We start from the raw sequence: 22790 nt of genomic DNA, 5'->3' as shown, positions 1-22790 counted from the left end.
TCAGAACGCCTGTCCGATGCCGGCATAGATGCCGAAATGCGGATCACCTGGATCGCGGTTGAGCGGCACGGCCGCGTCGATGCGCAGCGGCCCGAACGGCGTGACGTAGCGCAGGCCGACACCGGCGCCGACCTTGACGTCGGAAAAGTTCGGAACCGACTTGGTCGACACGGTGCCGGCATCGACGAACGGCACGATGCCGATCGTGTCGGTGACGGCGATGCGCATCTCGACCGAAGTCTCGAAGAAGGACAGACCGCCGATTGGCTGGCCGGTGAAGTCCTTCGGGCCGATACCCTGATAGGCATAGCCGCGCACCGAGCCGCCGCCGCCGGAATAAAAACGCCGGTCGGCCGGGACGTTCTGCAGCCCGGTACCGACGATCGAGCCTACGGCGACCCGTTCGGCCAGCACGAATTTCGAGGCCGTGTCCAGCGATTGATAGGCCGACCCTTCGCCCTTCAGCTTGAGGAAGGCCGCACCGCTCAAAATGTCGTAGCTCGGCTCGGCATAGGCCAGCAAACGGAAGCCGGTGGTCGGATTGAGCCGGTTGTCTCTGTTGTCATAGACATACTGCAGCGGAATGCTGGCGATCAGGTATTTGTGCTTGCCGAAGGCGTCGTGAATGCGCGAATAATCGAGCGCGACCTCGGCCGACACGGTCTGCTTCTTGTCGAGTTCATAAGACAGGCCGGTGCTGCCCTTGACCGAGAAATGGTCGTAGGCGTCGGGATGTTCCAGCACCGTCTTGACGCTGGCGAAAAACTTCGACGCCGGCCCGATGACGCCGGGTTTCTCGAACATGACGCCGGCGTTGTAGTTCAGTTCGGACAGATTGTTGCTGCCGATGCCGCTGATGGCACCGTCGATGCGCAGCTTTTCGGCACGGCCAAACAGGTTGCGATGGCCCCAGTAGCCCTCCAGGCCAAGCCCCTCGGTGTTCGAAAATGTGCCGCCCAGCCCGAAATAACGCGGCTTGCGCTCGCTGACCTGAACGCCGATCGGGATGTTGCCGTCGGCATCGAGCTTGTCGGCTTCCTTGAAGGTGACACTGTTGAACACCTCGAGCGCCAGCAGCCTGTCGCGCGCGTCGCTGATTTCCTGCGGCGAGTACTGCTTGCCGCGCTTCAGCCCAGTCATGTATTCGGTGAAGTCGCGGTCGACCTTCTCGGTGCCTTCCACCGTGGTCGCGCCATAGCCGGCTACCGGCCCGGCCGCGACCGTCAGCGTCACGTCGAGCGTCGATGTGGCGTGGTCGGCGACGATCTGCCGGCCGGTCACCTTGGCCAGCGGCCTGCCCTGCTCCTTCAGCGTCCGCACGATCAGCGCCTCGGCCTTGAGCACTGCGCCCGATCCGGCGTCGCCGCCTGATATCAGCCCATAATCGGCGCTCATCAGCCCCGCCGCGTCGCCTTCCAGCCTGATGTTGCCGAGCGTGAATTTGGGGCCGGCCGAGATGGCGATCGCCACCGGAATGGGCTGCGGCCCCTTGAATTCGGCGTCCGGCGGCAATTCGTCGAGCGGCTTGCCGTCGATGGTGAGGGTGACGACGCCTTCATAACGGGCATCGGCATAAAGGGCGGCGACCAGCTGTTCACGGTCGCTGCGTGCCTTGGCCATCAGCCCGAGCGAGCCCGAAACCGGCCGGTCCTCGTCGCCTTTCAGCGCCGAGGCGTTTTCGAGCTTCTTGACCAGGTCCTTGTCGGCATCGGGCGCGGAGATGGTCACCGCATAGCGCAGGGGATCGACAATGTCGGCGTCCTCGTCGCTGGACGATCCCCACAGCTTGATGCCGAAAAGCTCGAACGCGGCCGCGGGCCTCGATTCGCAAAGCAGCGCCATCGAGCACATCATGGCCAAAAGCAGGGCGCGCGGAAGCACGCGCCCTGGCGCGATCGCTCCTGACATCTGCTCTTCATGCGCCGGCATTAAGACAACCTAGTTCGTAAAACTAAAATTGGAATGAAGTTCTGAAGCGCTCGTAAAGGGGCCACAATCCAATTGTCTGAAATAGGACGGGCTTGGAATTCACACCTTCTGCGTTTCCGCAAGAAAGCGTGATCCCCTTTCCCATGGAGGTTACTGTCCGCATACCGGTCCTTGGCCGGAAAATAAACCGTTGGCAGGCGGCACCTGCCGCGTTCGCGCGTTGACAAGCCCGACTGAAGCTTGATCATGCCCGGACGTCTGCAATTGTCTGGAGGGTGTAATGGCAATGCGCGCGGCTCGTGGTCTGTCGATTCTCGTCCTTTTTTTCCTTGCCTGGGGTAGCGTCGCGCAAGCGGCCGAGGCCCGGCGGATCGCGACGACGGACAATTCCGATTATTTCGGCTTCGATCTCCGGTCCGACCAGAACGTCACGCTCGACCAGTGCAAGACGACATGCCTCGGCGATCCGGCCTGCCGCGCCTTCACCTACAACACCAAGGCAAAATGGTGCTTTCTCAAATCCGACTATAATCAGTTGAAATCTTTCACCGGCGCGGTCGCCGGCAAGGTCGTCAGCATAGACGGCGATCCCGACATCGGCGCGCCGCCGGAACTCGCCTTCTTTCCCAACTGGATGGCCGACCAGGCCCAGCAATACCGCAACAAGCTGCTCGGCCCGGCCTTCGACAAGCCGACAGAGGGCATGGCGGCGCTGACCAATGCCGCCGAACAGGCCGTGTTGTCCGGCGACCATCGCTCCGCCATGCAGAAATACGAGGCCGCGGTCTCGGTCATGCCTGACGATGGCCAGCTCTGGCTCAAGCTGGCGCGCGAAACGCTGGCCGTGCAGCCTGCCGCCAACACCTCCGAAGCCTCGACTTTGCCGGCAAACGGCACGTCGGCCGCCTTCAACGCCTATAAGCTGCTGCGCACCACCAAGACGCGCGCCGAAGTGCTGGCGCTGCTCGGCAACGGCCTCGATAAGCGCGATCTCTACCGGCCGGCGCTGCAGGCCTATGAGGCCAGCCTTGCGCTGGAAAGCTCGCCCGCGGTCCAGGCCGACTATGCCGATCTGAAGGCCCGCAAAGGGTTCCGCGTTGTCGATCACAGCATCGATGCCGACACCAGCGCGCCGCGCATCTGTGCGCAATTCTCCGAGGAACTGGTCAAGACCGGCGTCGACTACGCGCAGTTCGTCACCGTCGACAACGCGCCGCCCAAGGGCGTCGAGGCCAAGGACAAGCAGATCTGCGTGGAGGGCCTGGAGCATGGCCAGCACTACGACGTCACCTTCCGCGCCGGCCTGCCGGCGGCGATCGGCGAAGTGACCGCCGCCCCCGTGGTGCTGTCGATCTACGTGCAGGACCGCGCGCCGTCCGCCCGCTTCACCGGCGACAGCTTCGTGCTGCCGGCCGGCGCGCGCCGCGGCATCCCGGTCGTCACCGTCAACATGAACGCCGCCGAAATGAAGCTCTACCGCATCGGCGACCGTTCGCTGGCGCAGCTTCTGTCGGGCTACCAGTTCCTGCACCAGCTCGACGGCTATGACATCTCCAACATTTCCGAGCAGATGGGCGCACCGGTCTGGCAGGGCCAGCTCGACATCGGCAACGACCTCAACAAGGAAGTCACCACCTCCTTCCCGGTCGACGAAGCGCTGCCGCAGCGCAAGCCCGGCGTCTATGTGCTGACCGCGCAGCCCGTCAACGACAAGAGTGACGACTACGGTTCGCAGGCCACGCAGTGGTTCGTCGTCTCCGACATCGGCCTGTCGACCTATACCGGCCAGGACGGGCTCAATGTCTTTGCCCGTTCGCTGGGCAGCGCCAAGCCGATTGCCGGCGCCGAACTGACGCTGGTTGCCAGGAACAACGAGGTTCTCGGCACCGCGACGTCGGATGCCGACGGCCACGCCGTTTTCAACCCCGGCCTGACGCGCGGTGACGGCGGCATGGTGCCGGCCGTGCTGATGGCCAAGCAGGGCGATAATGACTTCGTCTTCCTCGACATGGCCAAGGCCGGCTTCGACCTGTCCGACCGTGGCGTCACCGGACGCGCGGCACCAGGCGCGCTCGATGTCTATGCCTGGACCGAGCGCGGCATCTACCGCGCCGGCGAGGACGTCCATGTCGCCGCCCTTGCCCGCGATGGTGCGAGCAAGGCGGTCGAGAACCTGCCGCTGACCTTCATCTTCTCGCGCCCCGATGGCGTCGAGGACCGCCGCATCGTCAGTGACGGGGCCTCGGCCGGCGGCCATGCCGTCGACCTGCCGCTCGAACCCAACGCCATGCGCGGCACATGGTCGGTGTCGATCCACACCGATCCCAAGCAGCCGGCGGTGGCCAGCCAGATGTTCCTGGTCGAGGACTTCGTGCCGGATCGCATCGAATTCGACATGAAAGCCGACAAGCAGGAGATTGCGCGGGGCGAAACCGCCAACATCGACATCGACGGCCGCTTCCTCTATGGCGCGCCGGCGGCGGGCCTTGCGCTGGAAGGGGAGTTGACGCTGTCGACCTCTCGTGACTGGGACCGCTTTCCCAACTTTTCCTTCGGCCTCGCCGACGAGCAGTCGGCGGAGCCGACGGTCACGCCGCTCACCGACCTGCCGGTGGCCGGCGATGACGGCAAGGCGACCTTCCCTGTTACCGTCGACCAGTTGCCCTCGACCACCAAGCTGGTCGACGGCAAGGTGACGGTGCGCATGCGCGAAACCGGCGGCCGCGCCATCGAGCGCTCGCTCAACATCGGCATCCGCCCGCAAGGCCATATGATCGGCATCCGACCGGACTTCGCCGATGGCGAAGTGCCGCAGGGCGGCACCGCCAAGTTCAGCCTGATCGCCGTCGATCCCAACGGCAAGCGCGAGGCGCTGAAAGGCGCGCAGTGGACACTGGTCAAGGTCGAACGCAATTACCAGTGGTACCGCTCCAACAACTCCTGGAACTACGAGCCGGTCTCCTTCACCAAGTCGATTTCCAACGGCCAGGTTGACCTCGGCGCCAACGGCGACGCCACCGTCTCCGTGCCGGTCGATTGGGGCCAGTACCGGCTCGAGGTCGAGACATCCGATCCCGAGGGGCCGGCGACCAGCTACGAGTTCGACGCCGGCTGGTATGTCGCCTCGACGACCACCGAAACGCCTGATGGCCTGGAGATCGCCCTCGACAAGGACAATTATGCCGCGGGCGAAGTGGCGAAGCTGAAAATCTCGCCGCATTTTGCCGGCGAACTTCTGATCAACATCGGTTCCGACAAGCTGTTGAAGACCATCACGGCGACCGTACCGGCAGGCGGCGGCACCGTCGATATCCCCGTCGGTGACGATTGGGGTGCCGGCGCCTATGTCACGGCAACCCTGTTCCGGCCGGGCGATGCGCAGGAAACGCGCATGCCGGCCCGCGCCATCGGCGTGAAGTGGCTGACGGTCGATCCGGGCGCCAAGAAGCTCGCCATCACGCTGACGCCGCCCGACAAGACCGTGCCGCGCCAGCAGCTGTCGATCCCGGTTTCAGTGGCCGGCGTGCAGCCGGGCACGAACGCCTATGTCATGGTTGCCGCCGTCGATGTCGGCATCCTCAACCTGACCAACTACAAGGCGCCGGATCCGGAGAACTGGTTCTTCGGCCAGCGCATGCTGGGCATGGAGATCCGCGACATCTACGGCCGCCTGATCGATGGCTCGCTGGGCACCACCGGCAAGCTCCGGACCGGCGGCGACGGCGCCAATATGCAGGCGCAGGGCAGCCCGCCCACCGAAAAGCTGGTCGCCTTCTTCTCCGGCATCGTCCAGCTCGATGCCGACGGCAAGGCGCGGATCGACTTCGATATCCCGCAGTTCAACGGCACCGTGCGCGTCATGGCCGTCGCCTGGACCAAGGAAGCGGTCGGCCATGCCCAGGCGGACGTGATCGTGCGCGATCCCATAGTGATTACCGCCGGCCTGCCGCGCTTCCTGGCGCCTGGCGACAACGCCGTCATGCGCCTCGACGTGGCCGACACAGACGGCCCGGCTGGCGACTACGCGCTGTCGATCGATACGACGGGCGACCTGTCGACCGGCGACAAGCCCCTGCCCCAGAAGCTGACGCTCGCCCAGGGCAAGCGCCAGACGCTGACCGTGCCGCTGATCGCCAGGACAGCGGGCAATGCTTCGCTCACCATCAAGCTGGCGCACGCCGACGGCACGAAGGTCGAGCAGACGCTCTATGTGCCGGTGCGCCCGGCGCAATTGCCGGTCACCACGCGCCTTGTGGTCGACCTCAAGGGCAATGGCGGCGCGCTGCGCGTCGACAAGGAACTCCTGGCGGCCAGCCTGCTCGACGGCGCTTCGGTCAGTGTCGGCGTTTCGCAGGCCGCAGCCTTCGACGTACCCTCGCTGCTGATGACACTTGATCGCTACCCCTATGGCTGCGCCGAGCAGACCACCAGCCGCGCCATGCCGCTTCTCTACGTCAACGAGATGGCATCCGGCGTCGGCATGGAAAGCGACCCTGACCTGCACGGCCGCGTCCAGGACGCGATCTACAAGGTCCTGAGCTACCAGTCCTCGAGCGGCAGCTTCGGCCTGTGGGGTCCGGGCTCCGGCGACCTGTGGCTCGACGCCTATGTCAGCGAATTCCTGACCAGGGCGCGGGAGCAGAAATACGACGTGCCGGCTCTGGCGATGAACCAGGCCCTCAACAACCTGCAGAACTCGCTCGGCTACGACCAGAGCGTACAGGACCGCGGCAGCGAGATCGCCTACGCCCTCTATGTGCTCGCCCGCAACAAAAAGGCCTCGATCGGCGATCTGCGCTATTACGCCGACACCCAGCTCGAAGCCTTCTCGAGCCCGATGGCCGTTGCCCAACTGGCGGCGAGCCTGGCGCTCTACGGCGACACGCAGCGTTCGGAGGCGACGTTCAAGACCGCGCTGCAACTCGCCAAGTCGAGCACGGACTACGACTGGTACCGCTCCGACTACGGTTCGGCGTTGCGTGACGGCGCGGCGATGCTGTCGCTGGCGGCGGAATCGAAGCCGGTATCGACCATCGTGCCCGAGCTGATCAAACTGGTGACCAGGGAACGCGCCGAAGCCCGCTGGACCAGCACCCAGGACGATTCCTGGATGCTGCTGGCGGCGCGCGCGCTGAAGGAGGGCAACGACTCCATCGCGCTCACCGTCAATGGCGCGCCGCATTCCGGCGGCTATTCCAACCAGGTCAACGGCTCCGAACTGGTCGACAGCCCGCTGGAAATCGCCAACACCGGCAAGACCCCGCTGCAGGCCGTCGTCACCACCGTGGCGTCGCCGATCCAGCCCTTGCCGGCCGGCGGTGACGGCTTCACCATCAGCCGCACCTACTACAAGCTCGACGGCACTGAAGCCAATGTGACCGAGGCAACCCAGAACGAACGCTATGTCGTCGTGCTCAAGGTCACCGAGCAGAACAGCTGGCCGTCGCGCCTGCTGGTCACCGACCTGTTGCCGGCCGGCTTCGAGATCGACAATCCAGGCCTGGTCTCCAGCGCCCAGTTGACGAACTTCTCCTGGCTGGCACAGACCGACGCCGCGCATCTGGAATTCCGCGACGATCGCTTCGTCGCGGCATTCAACCCGGCCGATGGCGACCACGACCACAATCTGACGCTTGCCTATGTCGTGCGCGCCGTGACGCCGGGCACCTACGCCCATCCGGCGGCAACGGTGGAGGACATGTACCGCCCGCAATATTCGGCCCATACAGCTACCGGCATGATGGAGATCAAGGCACCGTAAGGTGCCTTGGCGGAAATGAACGTGAGGTTCGCGCCGCCCCTCATTGCCCTGCCGGGCATTTCTCCCCGTATAGAGACGGGGAGAAAGAAGCCTGCACCAAAGCTTTCGCCAGCTTTAAACGTCGCAGGAAAGGCGCCAATGCATGCCACAGCTCCCTTCTCCCCGTCACTAAACGGGGAGAAGGTGGCGGCAGCCGGATGAGGGGCGGCGCCATGCTTTCCAAGAAACTCCTCCGTCGCGCTGCCATCGCAGTTGCCTCCCTTGCCGCCTTCTTCACGATTGCCGCCGCCACCCTCTGGCAACTCGACCGCGCCTTCCCGCCCCCGCTTCCTGAAAGGCTCACCGTCTCCACGGAAGTCCAGGACCGCGACGGCCAGCTGTTGCGCGCCTTTGCCACGCCGGACGGCTACTGGCGGCTGGAAACCCGGCTCGACCAGGTCGACAAGCAGTTCGTCGACATGCTGGTCACCTATGAGGACAAGCGCTTCTGGGACCATGACGGGGTCGACGTGCTGGCGCTGGCGCGCGCCGCCGGCCAGTTCGCAACCAGCGGCCACATCGTCTCCGGCGGCTCGACCCTGTCGATGCAGCTTGCCCGCCTGATCGAGCCACGCGAGAGCCGCAGCCTCGGCTCCAAGCTCAAGCAGATGCTGCGCGCCGTCCAGATCGAGCGGCGGTTGTCGAAGCGCGAGATCCTCGAACGCTATCTCACACTGGCGCCCTATGGCGGCAATCTGGAGGGCGTGCGCGCCGCTTCGCTCGCCTATTTCGGCAAGGAGCCAAAGCGGCTCACCGTTTCCGAAGCCGCGCTTCTGGTGGCCCTCCCGCAACTGCCGGAAAAACGCCGCCCTGACCGCAACCTGCAGATCGCCCACGCAGCTCGCGACCGTGTGCTCACCCGCATGGTCTCATCAGGCCTGATCGGCGAACGCGAGGCGGCACGCGCGGCGCTTGACGATGTGTTGGGCCTGCGCCGGCGCTTGCCGGCGCTCGCCCCGCATGCCTCTTACGCGATGCTGCCCAAGGCCGTCCCCGGCCAGCCGCTCAAGCTGACGATTCGCAAAAGCGTCCAGCAGGGACTGGAACAGGTGGCCCGCGACGCCGCCACCAGGCTCGGGCCGCGTCTGTCGGTCGCCATGGTGCTGGCCGATGCCCGCACCGGCGACATTCTGGGCGAAGTCGGCTCGGCCAATTTCTTCGATTCCAGCCGTTCCGGCTGGATCGACATGACCAAGGTCGTGCGCTCGCCCGGCTCGACGCTGAAGCCGTTCATCTATGGCCTCGCCTTCGAACAGGGACTGGTGGCGCAGGAGACGCTGATCGAGGACAGCCCGGTCGATTTCAGCGGCTACAGACCCAAGAATTTCGACATGGGCTATCAGGGCGATGTCTCGATCCGCCAGGCGCTGCAATTGTCGCTCAATGTGCCCGCGATCCGGGTGCTCGACGCGGTCGGTCCGGCGCGGCTGACGGCGCGCTTCCGCCAGGCGGGCGTCAACCCGATCCTGCCGGTCAATGAGGCGCCGGGGCTGGCCATCGGGCTTGGTGGCGTCGGCGTCACGCTGCGCGACCTCGTCCAGCTCTATACGGGGCTCGCCAATGGCGGCAAGACGCACTCGCTGCGCGACGGCACCGAACCGGCCAATGCCGTGAGTTCGACCGCCACCATCCTCAGCGACCAGGCCAATTGGCAGATCATCGACATCCTCTCCGGAGTAAAACCGCCGGAAGGTGCCTTGCAGCGCGGCATCGCCTACAAGACCGGAACCTCCTACGGCTACCGCGACGCCTGGTCGGTGGGCTTCGATGGCCGCTATGTGCTGGGCGTCTGGGTCGGCAGGCCCGATGCCGGCGCGGTGCCGGGCCTCTCCGGCTATGTCTCGGCCGCCCCGATCCTGTTCGAAGGCCTTGTCCGCTCGGGCCTCGCCACCGTACCGCTGCCAGGCAAACCGCCCGGTGCCTTCACACCCAAGCGCGAGGACCTGCCTGTGACGCTCGCCCGCTTCGGCGCCGGCGCGGATGGCCTGGTGCAGGCGACGCCGACCGAACCGGCGCCGAGCATCATCTTCCCGCCGGACGGCGCCCGCGTCGATCTCTCCACCAACTCGGCCGACGCCTCGCCGCTGGTGCTGAAATTGCAAGGCGGCCGCGCCCCGTTCCGCTGGCTGGCCAATGGCAAGCCCCTCATCGGCCTCGACCGCCGCCGCACCGCGACCTGGCTGCCCGACGGCGCGGGCTATTCGACGCTCACCGTCATCGACGCTGCTGGACGGGCGGCCAGTGTGAAGGTCTTCGTCCAGTGAAAGCGATCCTTGAGTAGTATGCGCCAGGCGATTCAGCGCATTGGCTTTTGTGCGCTGATGATTGCCGGCTCGGCCCTGCCGGTGCGTGCCGGTCCCCTCCCCGCGGGTTTCGTTCGCCTCGCCGATGTCGCCCCATCGATCCGCCAGGACATTCGCTACGCCAACGCCGACAATTTTCTGCACCGCAAGGTGAATGGCTATGACGCGCCGGTCTGCATTTTGACCCGGGAGGCCGCCGAGGCACTTTCCAGAGTCCAGCGGGCGATCGCCACCAGAGGCCTGACGCTGGTCGTCTTCGACTGCTATCGCCCTGCCCGCGCCGTTGCCGACATGGGCGAATGGACGGCCGCGGGTGGACCGCCGGACCCGCAATGGTATCCGAAGGTCAAGCGTGGCGATCTCATCGCCAAGGGCTATGTCGGCGAACTGTCCAGTCATTCGCGCGGCTCGACCGTCGATGTTGCCATCGCGCCTGTCGACAGTACGCCCGTGCCGAAACCGGCCTGCGGCGCGATCGATGCCGACACCCTCGATTTCGGCACCGGCTTCGATTGTTTCGACCCGATGAGCGAGACCGCGCGTCGCCCGCTCGGCGCCAAAGCCGCGGCAAACCGAAAGCTGCTCGTCGATGCCATGCGTGCTGGCGGGTTCAAGAACTACGCGCGCGAATGGTGGCATTTTGCGCTGGCCCGGGAGCCATTTCAAAAGCAGCGCTTCGATTTCCCGGTGACCGTCGAGTAACCTGCCCAACCAGCCTTGCCCAACCAGCCTTGCCCGGCAACCGCGCATCCCTAGATAGGCCGGATGGTGGGCCGACTCCGGCGCGGAGCGACCGCGAGCAAAATAGTTCTCACAACAGCGACAGATCGCCGAAGATTTTCTTCAGAAGGACAAAAAAGGCAACATTCAATGCATCTTATTTCTATCAATTAGCTAGATTTGGCGCGGGTTCAACGGAGGCAGAAATGACCAAACCTCATTTCAGGAAACTGCTCGGCGCACTGGTCGCCACATCTGTTCTATCAGGCACGCTCGGTTTCGCATTTGCCGAAACCACCATTCTCAATGTGTCCTACGATCCGACGCGCGAGCTCTACAAGGCCTATGACGAGGCCTTCACCGCGCATTGGAAGGCGGAGACCGGCGAGACGGTGACCATCCAGCAGTCGCATGGCGGATCGGGTGCCCAGGCCCGCGCGGTGATCGATGGCCTCGACGCCGATGTGGTGACGCTGGCGCTCGAAGGCGACATCAACGCCATCGTCTCGAAGTCAAAGAAGATCAATCCAGACTGGCGCACCAAATTCGAAAACAATTCGGCGCCCTACACCTCGACGATCATCTTCCTTGTCCGCAAGGGCAATCCCAAGGGCATCCACGACTGGAACGACCTCGTCAAGGACGGCGTCCAGGTGATCACGCCCAACCCCAAAACCTCGGGCGGCGCACGCTGGAACTATCTCGCGGCCTGGGCCTATGCCAACGCCAATGACGGCGGCGATGAAGCCAAGACCAAGGAATTCGTCGGCAGGCTCTACGCCAATGCTCCCGTGCTCGACACCGGTGCGCGCGGCTCGACCGTGACCTTCGCGCAAAAAGGCCTGGGTGACGTGCTGATCGCCTGGGAAAACGACGCCTATCTGGCGCTCGACGAGTTCGGCGCCGACAATTTCGACATCGTTTATCCGCCGACCTCCATCCTGGCCGAGCCACCGGTGGCCGTGGTCGACGCCAATGTCGACGCCAAGGGCACACGCAAGGTGGCCGAGGCCTATCTGAGCTACCTCTATTCCAAGGAAGGCCAGACCATCATCGCCAAGAACCATTATAGGCCGTCCAAGCCCGAACTGGTTCCGCCCCAGGATCTCGCCAAGCTGCCTCCGATCAAGCTGATCACCATCGACGATCCGCTTTTCGGCGGCTGGAAGAAAGCGCAGCCTTATCATTTCGGCGACGGTGGTATATTCGACCAGATCTACAAGCCGGCCCAGTGAGCTAAACCTAGATCGGGACGACATGACCACAGCACCCGCGCGGGCGGGGTGGCGGTTCAGACAGCCGAGCGTCATTCCGGGTTTCGGATTGACGCTCGGCTTCTCGCTTGCCTACCTCATCCTCATCATCCTCATCCCGCTATCCGGGCTGATCTGGCGTTCGGCCGCTCTCGGCTGGGTCGATTTCTGGGCCATCGCCACCGATCGCCGCACGATCAACGCCCTTCGAATCAGCTTCGGCACGGCGTTCATCGCGGCTGTCGTCAATGTCGTCTTCGGCACGCTCGTCGCCTGGGTGCTGGTGCGCTACCGTTTTCCCGGCCGCCGCATCGTCGACGCCATGGTCGACCTGCCCTTCGCGCTGCCGACGGCGGTGGCCGGCATCGCGCTGACCACGCTCTACGCGCCGAATGGCTGGATCGGCAAATTGCTGATGCCGCTCGGCATCAAGGTCGCCTACACGCCGCTCGGCATCGTCATTGCGCTGATCTTCATCGGCCTGCCCTTCGTCGTGCGAACCGTGCAGCCGATCATGGAAGAGATCGACAAGGAAGTGGAGGAAGCCGCAGCCACCCTCGGCGCCAGCCGCTTCCAGATCATCACCCGCGTGCTCTTTCCCGGCCTGGCGCCGGCCATCATCACCGGCTTCTCGCTGGCCTTCGCGCGCGGCGTCGGCGAATACGGCTCGGTCATCTTCATCGCCGGCAACCTGCCCTACAAATCCGAGATCGCGCCGCTTCTGATCGTCATCCGGCTCGAGGAATACAATTACCCGGCGGCGACCGCGATCGCCGCGATCATGCTGGCGCTGTCGTTCATCATGCTGTTGATCGTCAATCTGGTGCAGACATGGAGCCGCAAGCGCTATGGCTGATCCCGAGATCAAATCATACGAACCGTATCATGAGAGCCGCTCGGCGGCGGTGACCGAGAGCCGGCCGGCACGCGCCGTGCTGATGGCCATCGTCTTCGTCTTTCTCGCCGTCTTCCTGCTGCTGCCGCTGATCATCGTTTTCAAGGAAGCTTTCGCCAAAGGCGTTGGCACCTACCTGCAATCGCTAAGCGATACCGACACGCGTTCGGCGATCCGCCTGACCTTGCTGGTGGCCGCGATCTCGGTCCCGCTCAACATCGTCTTCGGCATCTCGGCCGCCTGGGCGATCGCCAAGTTCGAGTTCAAGGGCAAGGCCTTCCTGACCACGCTGATCGACCTGCCCTTCTCGGTCTCGCCGGTCATTTCGGGTCTGGTCTACGTGCTTCTCTTCGGTGCTCAAGGGTTGCTCGGCGAGTGGCTGAAGGCACATGGCATCCAGATCCTGTTCGCCGTGCCGGGCATTGTGCTGGCCACCATCTTCGTCACCTTCCCCTTCGTCGCGCGCGAACTGATCCCGCTCATGCAGGAACAGGGCAATGGCGACGAGGAGGCGGCGCTGTCGCTTGGCGCCAATGGCTGGCAGGCCTTCTGGTACGTGACCTTGCCTAACGTCAAATGGGGCCTGCTCTACGGCGTCCTTTTGTGCAATGCGCGCGCCATGGGCGAGTTCGGCGCGGTTTCGGTGGTGTCGGGCCACATACGCGGCCTGACCAACACCATGCCGCTGCATGTCGAAATCCTCTACAACGAGTACAACGCCGTCGGCGCCTTTGCCGTCGCTTCCTTGCTTGCCGGGCTGGCGCTCGTCACGCTGGTCTTGAAAACACTGCTCGAGATGCGCTACGGCGCCGAACTCGCCGCGACGCGCGGACATTAGAAGGTTCATTGCATGGAAGTTCGCGTTGCCAACGTGCGCAAGGAGTTCGAGCGGTTTCCGGCGCTCCACGATGTCTCGCTCGACATCAAGTCGGGCGAACTGATCGCGCTGCTCGGACCGTCCGGCTCCGGCAAGACGACGCTGCTCAGACTGATCGCCGGGCTGGAACGCCCGACGCGTGGGAAAATCTTCTTTGGTGACGAGGACGCTTCGCAGAAATCGATCCAGGAGCGCAACGTCGGCTTCGTCTTCCAGCACTACGCGCTGTTCCGCCACATGACGGTGGCCGACAATATCGGCTTCGGCCTCAAGGTGCGGCACGGGCCGACGCGGCCGCCGACCGCCGAAATCCGCCGCCGCGCCTCCGAGCTTCTCGATCTTGTCCAGCTTTCAGGGCTGGAGAAGCGCTATCCGGCGCAGCTTTCGGGCGGCCAGCGCCAGCGTGTGGCGCTCGCCCGCGCCATGGCCATCGAACCCAAGGTGCTGCTGCTCGACGAGCCGTTCGGCGCGCTCGATGCGCAGGTGCGCCGGGAACTGCGTCGCTGGCTGCGCGAAATCCATGACCGCACCGGCCACACCACCGTCTTCGTGACCCACGACCAGGAAGAGGCTTTGGAGCTTGCCGACCGCGTCGTGGTGATGAGCCAGGGCCGCATCGAACAGGTCGGCACCGCCGACGACATCTACGACACGCCGAACTCGCCTTTCGTCTACGGCTTCATCGGAGAATCGAGCTCCCTTCCCGTCAAGGTCGAGAATGGCGAGATCTGGCTGGCCGACCGTCCGATCGGATTGTCGGCGCCGCATGCGCCCGAGGGCGACGCGATGCTCTACTTCCGGCCGCATGACGTCGAACTGCTGGACGGCTGCAGCGGCTGCATCGCCGGCACCGTGGCCGCCAGCCGCCGCGTCGCCGGCACAAGGCGCGTCGAGCTCGAGATCGGCGGCGAACGCCAGCGGGTCGAGATCGAACTGCCGGTCGATCATCCGGCGGCGCAGAAGAGCCGCGTGGCGTTCCGGCCGGGGCGCTGGAAGCTGTTTCCGGCTGCGTAGCGATAGGACCGCCGTCAATCCCTATCCCGGTCGAGGGCGGCCGCCTACCCTTTCACCAGGCCTTTCAACGACAGCACCAATGTCATGGGATTTTTCGGGGAAGCCGCAAAGCCATGGCGCTCATAAAAGGCTTTCGCTTCGTCCGATATCGCATGAACAAAAATTCCGCGTATCCCGAGGATCGTCGCGGCTTGACCGGCGCGCAGGACGGCATCTTGCAGAAGCGCTGCACCCAGTCCCTTCCCTTGCCAGCCTGTGCCCACCGCGAGACGCCCGAGCACGACCATTGGAATGGGATCCGGCATGTTGCGCCGAACAATGCCGGGCGCTTCCGCTAGGTCAAGCCCGCCCGAAGACAGGCAGTAGTAGCCGACAACGCGTATGCCTTCCGCGACCACATAAGTACGAGATGCGCCACTGACCTGGTTGGCCCGCGCGCGGCGGCGAAGCCATTGGTCGAGACTTTCCGTTCCGCTTTGGAAAGGTTCGAGATCGTGGTTCTCGGCCAGCGGCGTGGGCGCCGACAGCATCAGTCCTGCCATGGCTTGGGCACGTTCATAAGACGCGCAAAACCTTCCCCGCTTGGCGGTTCATCGAGGATGTCGAGATAGTGCCGGTAACTCTCGGCATCCACCTTGATCAGTGTTTGGTCGAGGAGCGTATCCTCGGCCGCGCGGTAGGCGGCATCGATCATGAAATCGGAACGGGTTTTCCCGCGTAGCTTCGCGGCGCGGTCAATCAGTATGCGCATATCCTCGCGAATGCGCAGATTGACAGGCTTAGCGTGAGTTTCGGCTGCGGCTTTCGCCATGGAGGGCTCCTTTCCTTCACCATAACATGCCGCATACACAATGTGTATCTATTTGTCCTTTCCATTGGGAAAAGGTTGACGTGAACCGAGCTCCAATATGATGCCGCTCAAAAGAAAAACCTAGGATCAGCCTGTCTAGGAAACGGTTTTCTAGCAACGAGTGCCAAGCCCTGAATCTATGCCTCGCCGCCCCTTTGTACCCTCGCTATGCTCGAACGATAAAACATTACATCCGGAGCCATTTCATGAAGCGATTTTTCCTCGGCGTTGCCGTCGCAGCCGGCCTCATCCTCGCATCCTCCCAGGCTTGGTCGGCCGACAAGCTGCTCAACGCCTCCTATGACGTCGGCCGCGAACTCTTCGTGCAGGTCAACAAGGCCTTTATCGCCAAGCATCCGGGCGTCAGCGTCGACCAGTCCCATGCCGGCACCTCGGCGCAGGCGCGTGCCATAGCCGAGGGCCTCGGCGCCGATGTCGTCACCTTCAACCAGGTCACCGATGTCGACTTCCTGGTCAAGAAGGGCCTCGTCTCGACCGACTGGCAGAAGGATTTTCCCGACAACGCCTCGCCCTTCTATTCGCTGCCTTCGTTTCTCGTCCGCGCGGGCAATCCCAAGCACATCAAGGACTGGAACGACCTCGTGCGCGACGATGTGCAGGTGATCTTTCCCAATCCGAAGACGTCGGGCAATGCGCGCTACACCTATCTGGCGGCCACCGCCTACGCCAAGGAAGCCTTCAAGGGCGACGACGCCAAGGTGAAGGAGTTCATTACCAAGCTGTTCAACAACGTGCCGATCTTCGACACCGGCGGGCGCGCCGCGACCACCACCTTCGTGCAGCGCGAGATCGGCGACGTGCTGATCACCTTCGAATCCGAGACGCGCGGCATCCGCAAGGAATATGGCGACGACAAGTTCGAGCAGGTCACCCCTTCGGTCAGCCTGCTGGCGGAATTCCCGGTGGCGATCGTCGACAAGGTGGCCGACGAACACGGCACGCGCGACCTGGCCAAGAGCTATCTCGACTTCCTCTACACGCCCGAGGGCCAGGGCATCGCCGCCGAGAATGGCCTGCGCGCACGCGACGCGGCTGTCGCGGCCAAATACAAGGCCGATTTTCCGGACGTGCGCCTGCTGACGGTGGAAGACGTCTTCGGCGGTTGGGACAAGGTCCAAAAAGAGCATTTCGCCGCCGACGGCCTGCTCGACCAAGCTTATGGCAGCCGGTAAAGTTTCAGCGGTCCGATAGAAAGATCAGGAGAGCCGGCCCCGGGGCCGGCTTTTCTTGTTTAGGCAGACGATAGGGCAATCCGGCGCCTTCGTGCAAAACGTTACGAACAATCAACGCGTATGTGCCAAACATGCCTTTGCAATGGCTTGTTTTCGCGAAACGGCAGGGTGTGGAAGCAATGCCGTCATCATTTGCACACAAACAGCCGCCAGATGCGGGGTGGTTGGGGCTTCAACGGGTTGACTCGGGCATGCTGACGAAAAAAGGCAAATACGGCCTCAAGGCCCTCGTGCATCTTTCCAATCTTCCGGTTGGCCAATTGGCCTTCGTCAACGACATCGCCGTCGCCAACAACATCCCGAAGAAATTCCTCGATGCCATACTGGGCGAATTGCGCAACGCCGGCTTCGTCCAGAGCCGCAAGGGCAAGGAAGGCGGCTATCGCCTCGCCCGCCCCGCTTCCGAGATCAAGATCGGCCATGTCGTGCGCGTGCTCGACGGTCCGCTGGCGCCGATACCTTGCGCCAGCCGCACGCAGTACCAGCGCTGCGAGGATTGCGACGAAGCGACCTGCCAGGTCCGGCACATGATGCTGGAAGTGCGCCAGGCGATCGCCGAGGTGCTGGACAACCGCAGCCTCGCCGCCATGCGCGATGCCGACAACGACGATTTTCCGGTCGAGTTGACATCCCAGATCTAGAGCCGGGCGAATGAGGCTGTCGAGGTTCACGAAATCCCGAAAAGCCCGCCGCAAGCCATCGGCAGCCAGCTTCCGCACCGAGATCATCACCGACGTCTTTGTCCCCGAATATGCCGAGGACGTGCGCTTCTTCAGCCGCAAGCAGCTTAACGCCGGCAAGCTCCGCCGCTTCTCCACCAGGGATCTTCGCGAAAGCCTGGCCGCCCTCTTCTACCTCGCGGTCGCGGCGGTGCTGCCGGTGCGCTGGTGGTCGCCGATCTGCGATTGGGCGTCGAGGTTTCGCCTGAAGCGCCATATGCGCAAGGATTTCCCCGGATATGCCGCCGCAACGCGCGCGGTGCTCGGCAGCGACATCGATGCGCGCAAGCTGTTCGAGGCATTGCTCGCGGCGCGCCATCGCCGCCGCATGGAGCTTGCCGCGCATCTGGTCGCCCGTCGCTGGACGCCGGCGATCCGGCTGGAAGGGCTCAAGGATTTGCAGGCCGCTTTGCAACGCGGCCATGGCGCGATCCTCTGGTGCGATCAGTTCACCGCCCAGACAATGATCGGCAAGCGCGCCATGCATGAGGCCGGCATCGAAGCGCATCAGGTCAGCGTCAACACGCATGGCGTTTCCGAGACGGCATTCGGCCAGCGCTTTCTCAACCCGCCAATGGTTCGTGTCGAGAACCGGTTCCTGAAAAGCCGGATCGTCTTCGACCGTGACGACGCCTATCAGGTCACCATCCGCATTCAGAAGATGCTGAGGCAGAACGGCGTAGTGATGATGACCAACACAATCCACGCCGGCTCGACCTTCACCGAAACCGCGCTTGGCGAAAGCGGCTGGACGCACCTTGCCTCGGCACCGGCGAATTTCGCCGCGCGCGGCAAGACGGCCCTGTTTGCGATGTCGACCTTCGAGGTCGTTCCCTTCCGGGAATATCGCGCCGTCTTGAGCCCCGAGCTGGTGCCGGCGGCACCGGCGCTCCAGGCAGCGGACACAGTCAGGGACGGCGCCAAGAACATGGCCCTGCAGGCACGCTACATCTTGCTCAAACGCGACCGCCTGCTGCAGGCGCTGAAAGAGTGCCCCGAGCAGATGATGTCCTGGTCGCGCCATGAGCGGTTGACGGAAGCCCAGGACGGCATCGGCATCAGCGCCGAAGAAGGCTCATGACGGGCGTATCAAGCGCATTGCCTGGGCGACGAGTTCGTCGACCGGCCGTGTCGCGTCGAGCGTCAATGCCCGCTCGTCTTGCCCCGGCGGCTCGAGGATGGCGAACTGGCTGTCAACCAGGCTTGCCGGCATGAAATGGCCCTTGCGGTTGCCAACGCGCCGCCGCGCGGTGGCGGGATCGATCTCCAGATAGAGGAAGACGATATCAGGGCAAAAACCGCGCAGGCGCTCGCGATAACCGCGCTTCAGCGCCGAGCAGGCGGCGACCACACCTTGCCGCTTGCCGATCGATGCCTGGATCTGCTCGCCGATCGCGTCGAGCCAGCCTTCGCGCAGTTGATCGGTGAGCGGCTCGCCGCGTGCCATGCGGGCGACGTTTTCGGGCGGATGCAGCCTGTCGCCCTCGATGAAGACGGCACCGAGCGCGGTGGCCAGCGCGATGCCGACGGCTGACTTGCCGCAGCCGGCGACACCCATCACCACGATGGCCGCTGGCGCCAAACCGGAAGCGCCCGTCGGCGCCTGCGCTGCGTTTTCGTCCACCGTCAGCGGCTCGCCGGTGCGCGGCCATAAAGCAGGAGCATGGCGACGATGACGACGCCATAGATGATCTGCCGTCCCGCCTCCGGCATCTGCATGACCGAGAGGATGGATTGCAACAGCGTGATCAGGATCACGCCGGCGACGGTGCCGAGATAGGAGCCGCGCCCGCCCAGGATCGAGGTGCCGCCCAGCACCACGGCTGCGATCGACGGTAGCAGATAGGCATCGCCCATCGACTGCGCCGCCTTGGAGGCGTAGCCGGCCAGCAGCACGCCGCCGAAGGCGGAGAGCCCTCCGGAGACAGCGAAGGCGATCATCACCACGCGTCTCGTGTCGATGCCGGAGAGATAGGCGGCACGCTCGCGGTTGCCGATGCCATAGACCGCGCGGCCGAAGCCGGTGCGCGTCAGCACGAACACCATCGCGATCCCTATAAGCGCCCAGATGATGACGGCGTTGGGGACGCCCGGAATGGTGAAGCCGGTGGCCAGGTAGCGCATGGCGCCGGTCGCCGAATCCTGTGGCGAGAAGCCGCCGGTGTAGACCACCATCAGCCCTTGCGCGACGGCATTGGTGGCGAGCGTGATGATCATTGAGGGAATGCGCAAATAGGCCACGCCGATGCCGTTGACGATGCCGATCAGCACGCCGCAGAAGATGCCGAACGGGATCGCCAGCACCACCCCGGCCGGACCGTAGGCGGCCGCCGCGCAGGCCATCATCGCGCCCGCCGCCACCGACCACGGCACCGACAGGTCGATCTGGCCGAGCAGGATGACCAGCATCATGCCGGTGGCGATGACGCCGAGGAACGAGGCCACCTTGAGCTGCTGCAGGAGATATTCAGGCGACAGGAAGCTGCGTGAATAGAGACTGCCGACCAACAGCAGCACCACGATGCAGGCAAAGGCGGTCAGCACCGCCGGGTCGGCGCGGCGGATGAATTTCGGCATGCGGCCGGCAATGCCGCCCAAGGTCGTCTCGCTCACAGGAACCACTCCAGCCGGTTGCGGACCCGAAACAGGGCGAAGGCGCCGAGGCTGACGGCGACCAGCAGGATAACGCCCTGGAACAGCGGCTGCCAGAGCGGATCGAAGTCGAACACGAACAACAGGTCGCCGATGGTGCGGAAGGCAAGGGCGCCGAAGATGGCGCCGATGGCGCTTCCCTTGCCGCCGAACAGCGACACACCACCCAGCACGACCGCCGCGATCGAGAACAACGTGTAGGAGTTGCCGCTCGCGTAGGCAGCCTCGCCCGTATAGGTGAAGAAGGTGAGGAACAGCCCGCCGATCGCCGCCAGCAGCCCGGCCAGCGTATAGGCGGCGAACTTGCCGCGCCGGATCGGCACGCCGGACATATAGGCCGCCGTTTCCGAAGAGCCCGCCGCGTATGCCGCGCGGCCGAGGATCGAGCGGCTGAACGGCACCCAGATCACCAGCACGATGGCGAGCAGCACCACCAGGCTCGCCGGCACAAAGCCGAACACGCGGCCGGTCAGCGCGTCGGCCAGGTCCTCATTGACCGAACCGCCCGGGAAAGGTCGCAACAACAGTCCGATACCGTAGTAGACAGCCCCGGTGGCGATGGTGGCGACGATCGGCTGCAGCCGCCCATAGATGACGATGGCGCCGTTGACGGCGCCGCACAGAAGGCCCGCCACAAGCACGGCGATGACGCCGAGCGTGGTCTGCAACGGCGTGCCTACCACCAGCCAGGAGGCCAGGCAGTTGGTGAGCAGGAAGATCATGCCCACGGACAGGTCGATGCCGGAGGTGATGACGACCAGCGTCTGCGCCATGGCGACAAAGGCAAGCAGCACGCCCTTGTTCGCCGCCGTCTGCACGACATTGGCGGTGAAGCCCGCCGGGTGGTTCGAGGTGTAGATGACGAACATGACGATGAAGATGCCGAGCGCCAGCAACGTTCCGCGCTGCTCGGCCAGCCAGTAGCGCCAATCTTTCACACGCTTGCTCCCAGGCCCACCGGGCTCTCCTCGCCATGGATGTTGAGCGCGCTCGCGATCAGCGCCCGCTCGGTGATCTCGCCGCCGACCAGCTCGCGCTTGACGGCGCCGTCATAGAGCACCAGGACCCGGTCGCAGCAGCCGATCAGTTCGTCATAGTCGGTCGAATAGAACAGGATCGCCGCGCCCGCATCCGCCAGCTTGCGCATCAGCTGATAGATCTCCTGTTTGGTGCCGACATCGATGCCGCGTGTCGGGTCGTTGAGCAGGATGATGCGCGGCTGGCGCATCAGCCATTTGGCGATCACCACTTTCTGCTGGTTGCCGCCCGACAGCGCGCCGACCGGAATGTCGAGGCCGGCCGTCTTGATCGCCAGCAGGCCGACCATGTCGTCGATCAGCCGCTGTTCGGCGGCGCGATCGATGACGCCGCCTTTCGACAGCCGATCGAGCGCGGCGAAAGACAGGTTTTCGCGCACCGTCATCGGCAGCATCAGTCCTTCGGTCTTGCGGTCCTCCGGGATGAGCGCCATGCCGACGCTATCCTCGCGGGCCGCTGCCGGGCTGGTGATCGTCACTGGCTTGCCGTCGATCAGCACCTCGCCGGAGAGGCCGCGCAGCACACCGAAGAAGGCGAGCAGCAATTCGCGCTGGCCCTGGCCGTCCAGCCCGCCGAGGCCGACCACCTCGCCTGCCCCGACTGTCAGCGAGATATCGTGCAGCCGGTCGGCCCAGGACAATCTGCGCGCCTCGAGCCGGGGGGCGGCGCCAGTGGGTGCCGCCGCCGGCTTGGGCGGAAAGATATGGCTGTATTCACGGCCTATCATCAGCTCGACCACCTCGTTGTCGCTCTTCGAGCCGGCCTCGTAGCTGGCGACATTGCGGCCATTGCGGAACACGGTGCAATGATCGGCCAGTTCGGCGATCTCATTCATGCGGTGCGAGATGTAGAGCAGCGCCAGCCCTTCCGAGCGCAGTCGTTTCAAGACGCCGAAGATCTTCGCGACATCCGCCGCCGTCAGCGCCGAGGTCGCTTCGTCGAGGATGAGGATGCGCGGTTTCCTGGCCAGCGCCTTGGCGATCTCCACCATCTGCCGTCGTGACAGCGGCAGGTCCTTGACCAGCGCCAGCGGATGGATGTCACCGGCACCCGCGCGCGCCAGCGCGTCCTCGGCGATGCGCCGCTGCGCCTTGCGGTCGATCATGCCGAAGCGTTTGGGCGGATCGGAAATGACGATGTTGTCGGCGACGCTGAGTTCGGGGATCAGCGACAGTTCCTGGAAGATGCAGACGATGCCGGCCTTGTTCGCCGCACCCGGCGACGCGAAGGTCACCTCGCGCCCGTCCAGCGTCATTTGGCCCTCGTCGGGCGCCACGACACCGGCCATGACCTTGATCAGCGTCGACTTGCCGGCCCCGTTTTCACCGAGAATGGCGTGGATGCTGCCGGCCTCGACCGTCAGTTCGGCCTTTTCCAGCGCCCGCACGCCGCCATAGCGCTTGGACATGCCTTCCATGCGAAAGAGTGGAGCCGCACCGTCCATCAACCCTCCCCAGGGCGATTGTGGGATTGCAGGCTGGGGGGGG

The 22790-nt window shown here is 64.4% G+C and carries 17 protein-coding genes; 10 read left to right on the top strand and 7 right to left on the bottom strand.

Annotation, left to right across the window (positions count from 1 at the left end; all coding sequences use genetic code 11):
- Entirely contained in the window at positions 1–1929 is a 1929-nt protein-coding gene (locus LB554_RS05395; RefSeq protein WP_224583432.1) for an autotransporter assembly complex protein TamA, read from the bottom strand.
- 280 nt (positions 1930–2209) lie between these two features.
- Between LB554_RS05395 and LB554_RS05390 the strand changes: the two genes are divergently transcribed.
- The 7 genes from LB554_RS05390 to LB554_RS05360 all read left to right on the top strand — a co-directional run bounded on the left by LB554_RS05390 (position 2210) and on the right by LB554_RS05360 (position 14791).
- Positions 2210–7690, top strand: coding sequence for an alpha-2-macroglobulin family protein (locus LB554_RS05390; RefSeq protein WP_224583431.1), 5481 nt, complete (start codon positions 2210–2212; stop codon positions 7688–7690).
- Positions 7691–7902: 212 nt separating this feature from the next.
- Positions 7903–9993, top strand: a complete 2091-nt coding sequence (gene pbpC / locus LB554_RS05385) for a penicillin-binding protein 1C (RefSeq protein WP_224583430.1) — start codon at positions 7903–7905, stop codon at positions 9991–9993.
- A gap of 18 nt (positions 9994–10011) precedes the next feature.
- Positions 10012–10734: a M15 family metallopeptidase gene (locus LB554_RS05380; RefSeq protein ID WP_224583678.1), complete on the top strand. Its 723-nt coding sequence runs from the start codon at positions 10012–10014 to the stop codon at positions 10732–10734.
- Between the two features lie 224 nt (positions 10735–10958).
- Positions 10959–11987, top strand: coding sequence for a sulfate ABC transporter substrate-binding protein (locus LB554_RS05375; RefSeq protein ID WP_224583429.1), 1029 nt, complete (start codon positions 10959–10961; stop codon positions 11985–11987).
- A gap of 22 nt (positions 11988–12009) precedes the next feature.
- The gene (cysT, locus tag LB554_RS05370) at positions 12010–12861 is read left to right on the top strand and encodes a sulfate ABC transporter permease subunit CysT (RefSeq protein ID WP_224583428.1); all 852 of its coding nucleotides are present in this window, start codon (positions 12010–12012) and stop codon (positions 12859–12861) included.
- Complete coding sequence (gene cysW / locus LB554_RS05365; protein WP_224583426.1) at positions 12854–13738, top strand: sulfate ABC transporter permease subunit CysW; 885 nt, start codon at positions 12854–12856, stop codon at positions 13736–13738. Before cysT ends, cysW begins: the two co-directional genes overlap by 8 nt.
- Before the next feature lie 12 nt (positions 13739–13750).
- Entirely contained in the window at positions 13751–14791 is a 1041-nt protein-coding gene (locus LB554_RS05360; protein WP_224583424.1) for a sulfate/molybdate ABC transporter ATP-binding protein, read from the top strand.
- 44 nt (positions 14792–14835) lie between these two features.
- Here LB554_RS05360 and LB554_RS05355 read toward each other — a convergent pair whose 3' ends face one another.
- Both LB554_RS05355 and LB554_RS05350 read right to left on the bottom strand, forming a co-directional pair.
- Positions 14836–15321 carry a GNAT family N-acetyltransferase gene (locus tag LB554_RS05355; protein WP_224583676.1) on the bottom strand — a complete coding sequence of 162 codons (486 nt, stop codon included), beginning with the start codon at positions 15319–15321 and terminating at the stop codon, positions 14836–14838.
- Positions 15321–15602 carry a DUF1778 domain-containing protein gene (locus tag LB554_RS05350; protein WP_140714495.1) on the bottom strand — a complete coding sequence of 94 codons (282 nt, stop codon included), beginning with the start codon at positions 15600–15602 and terminating at the stop codon, positions 15321–15323. The genes LB554_RS05355 and LB554_RS05350 overlap by 1 nt, the downstream gene beginning before the upstream one ends.
- Before the next feature lie 245 nt (positions 15603–15847).
- Here LB554_RS05350 and LB554_RS05345 point away from each other — a divergent pair, with 245 nt between their 5' ends.
- The 3 genes from LB554_RS05345 (at position 15848) to LB554_RS05335 (ending at position 18694) form a co-directional block, all read left to right on the top strand.
- Positions 15848–16834 (top strand): sulfate ABC transporter substrate-binding protein, encoded by a 987-nt coding sequence (locus LB554_RS05345; protein ID WP_224583422.1) that lies wholly within the window; start codon positions 15848–15850, stop codon positions 16832–16834.
- A 251-nt stretch (positions 16835–17085) separates the two neighbouring features.
- Positions 17086–17535, top strand: coding sequence for an RrF2 family transcriptional regulator (locus LB554_RS05340; protein WP_023769580.1), 450 nt, complete (start codon positions 17086–17088; stop codon positions 17533–17535).
- A gap of 10 nt (positions 17536–17545) precedes the next feature.
- Positions 17546–18694 (top strand): hypothetical protein, encoded by a 1149-nt coding sequence (locus LB554_RS05335; RefSeq protein ID WP_224583421.1) that lies wholly within the window; start codon positions 17546–17548, stop codon positions 18692–18694.
- On the opposite strand, the gene LB554_RS05330 is transcribed toward LB554_RS05335, so the two are convergent.
- The 4 genes from LB554_RS05330 to LB554_RS05315 are packed head-to-tail and all read right to left on the bottom strand — an operon-like array spanning position 18689 to position 22747.
- On the bottom strand, positions 18689–19237 hold the full coding sequence (locus tag LB554_RS05330) for a gluconokinase (RefSeq protein WP_140714487.1): 549 nt from the start codon (positions 19235–19237) through the stop codon (positions 18689–18691). The two genes, LB554_RS05335 and LB554_RS05330, sit on opposite strands and share 6 nt — an antisense overlap.
- Before the next feature lie 2 nt (positions 19238–19239).
- On the bottom strand, positions 19240–20226 hold the full coding sequence (locus LB554_RS05325) for an ABC transporter permease (RefSeq protein ID WP_015317118.1): 987 nt from the start codon (positions 20224–20226) through the stop codon (positions 19240–19242).
- Entirely contained in the window at positions 20223–21203 is a 981-nt protein-coding gene (locus LB554_RS05320) for an ABC transporter permease (protein ID WP_015317117.1), read from the bottom strand. Before LB554_RS05320 ends, LB554_RS05325 begins: the two co-directional genes overlap by 4 nt.
- A complete protein-coding gene (locus LB554_RS05315) occupies positions 21200–22747 on the bottom strand; it encodes a sugar ABC transporter ATP-binding protein (RefSeq protein ID WP_224583675.1) in 1548 nt (515 codons plus the stop codon). Before LB554_RS05315 ends, LB554_RS05320 begins: the two co-directional genes overlap by 4 nt.
- Between the last annotated feature and the right edge of the window lie 43 nt (positions 22748–22790).

It is taken from the genome of Mesorhizobium sp. CO1-1-11 (assembly GCF_020164995.1).
GTDB classification, from domain to species: domain Bacteria; phylum Pseudomonadota; class Alphaproteobacteria; order Rhizobiales; family Rhizobiaceae; genus Mesorhizobium; species Mesorhizobium australicum.
Note: the sequence above shows the minus strand (reverse complement) of the source record. Positions and strands in the feature narration are given on the sequence as shown.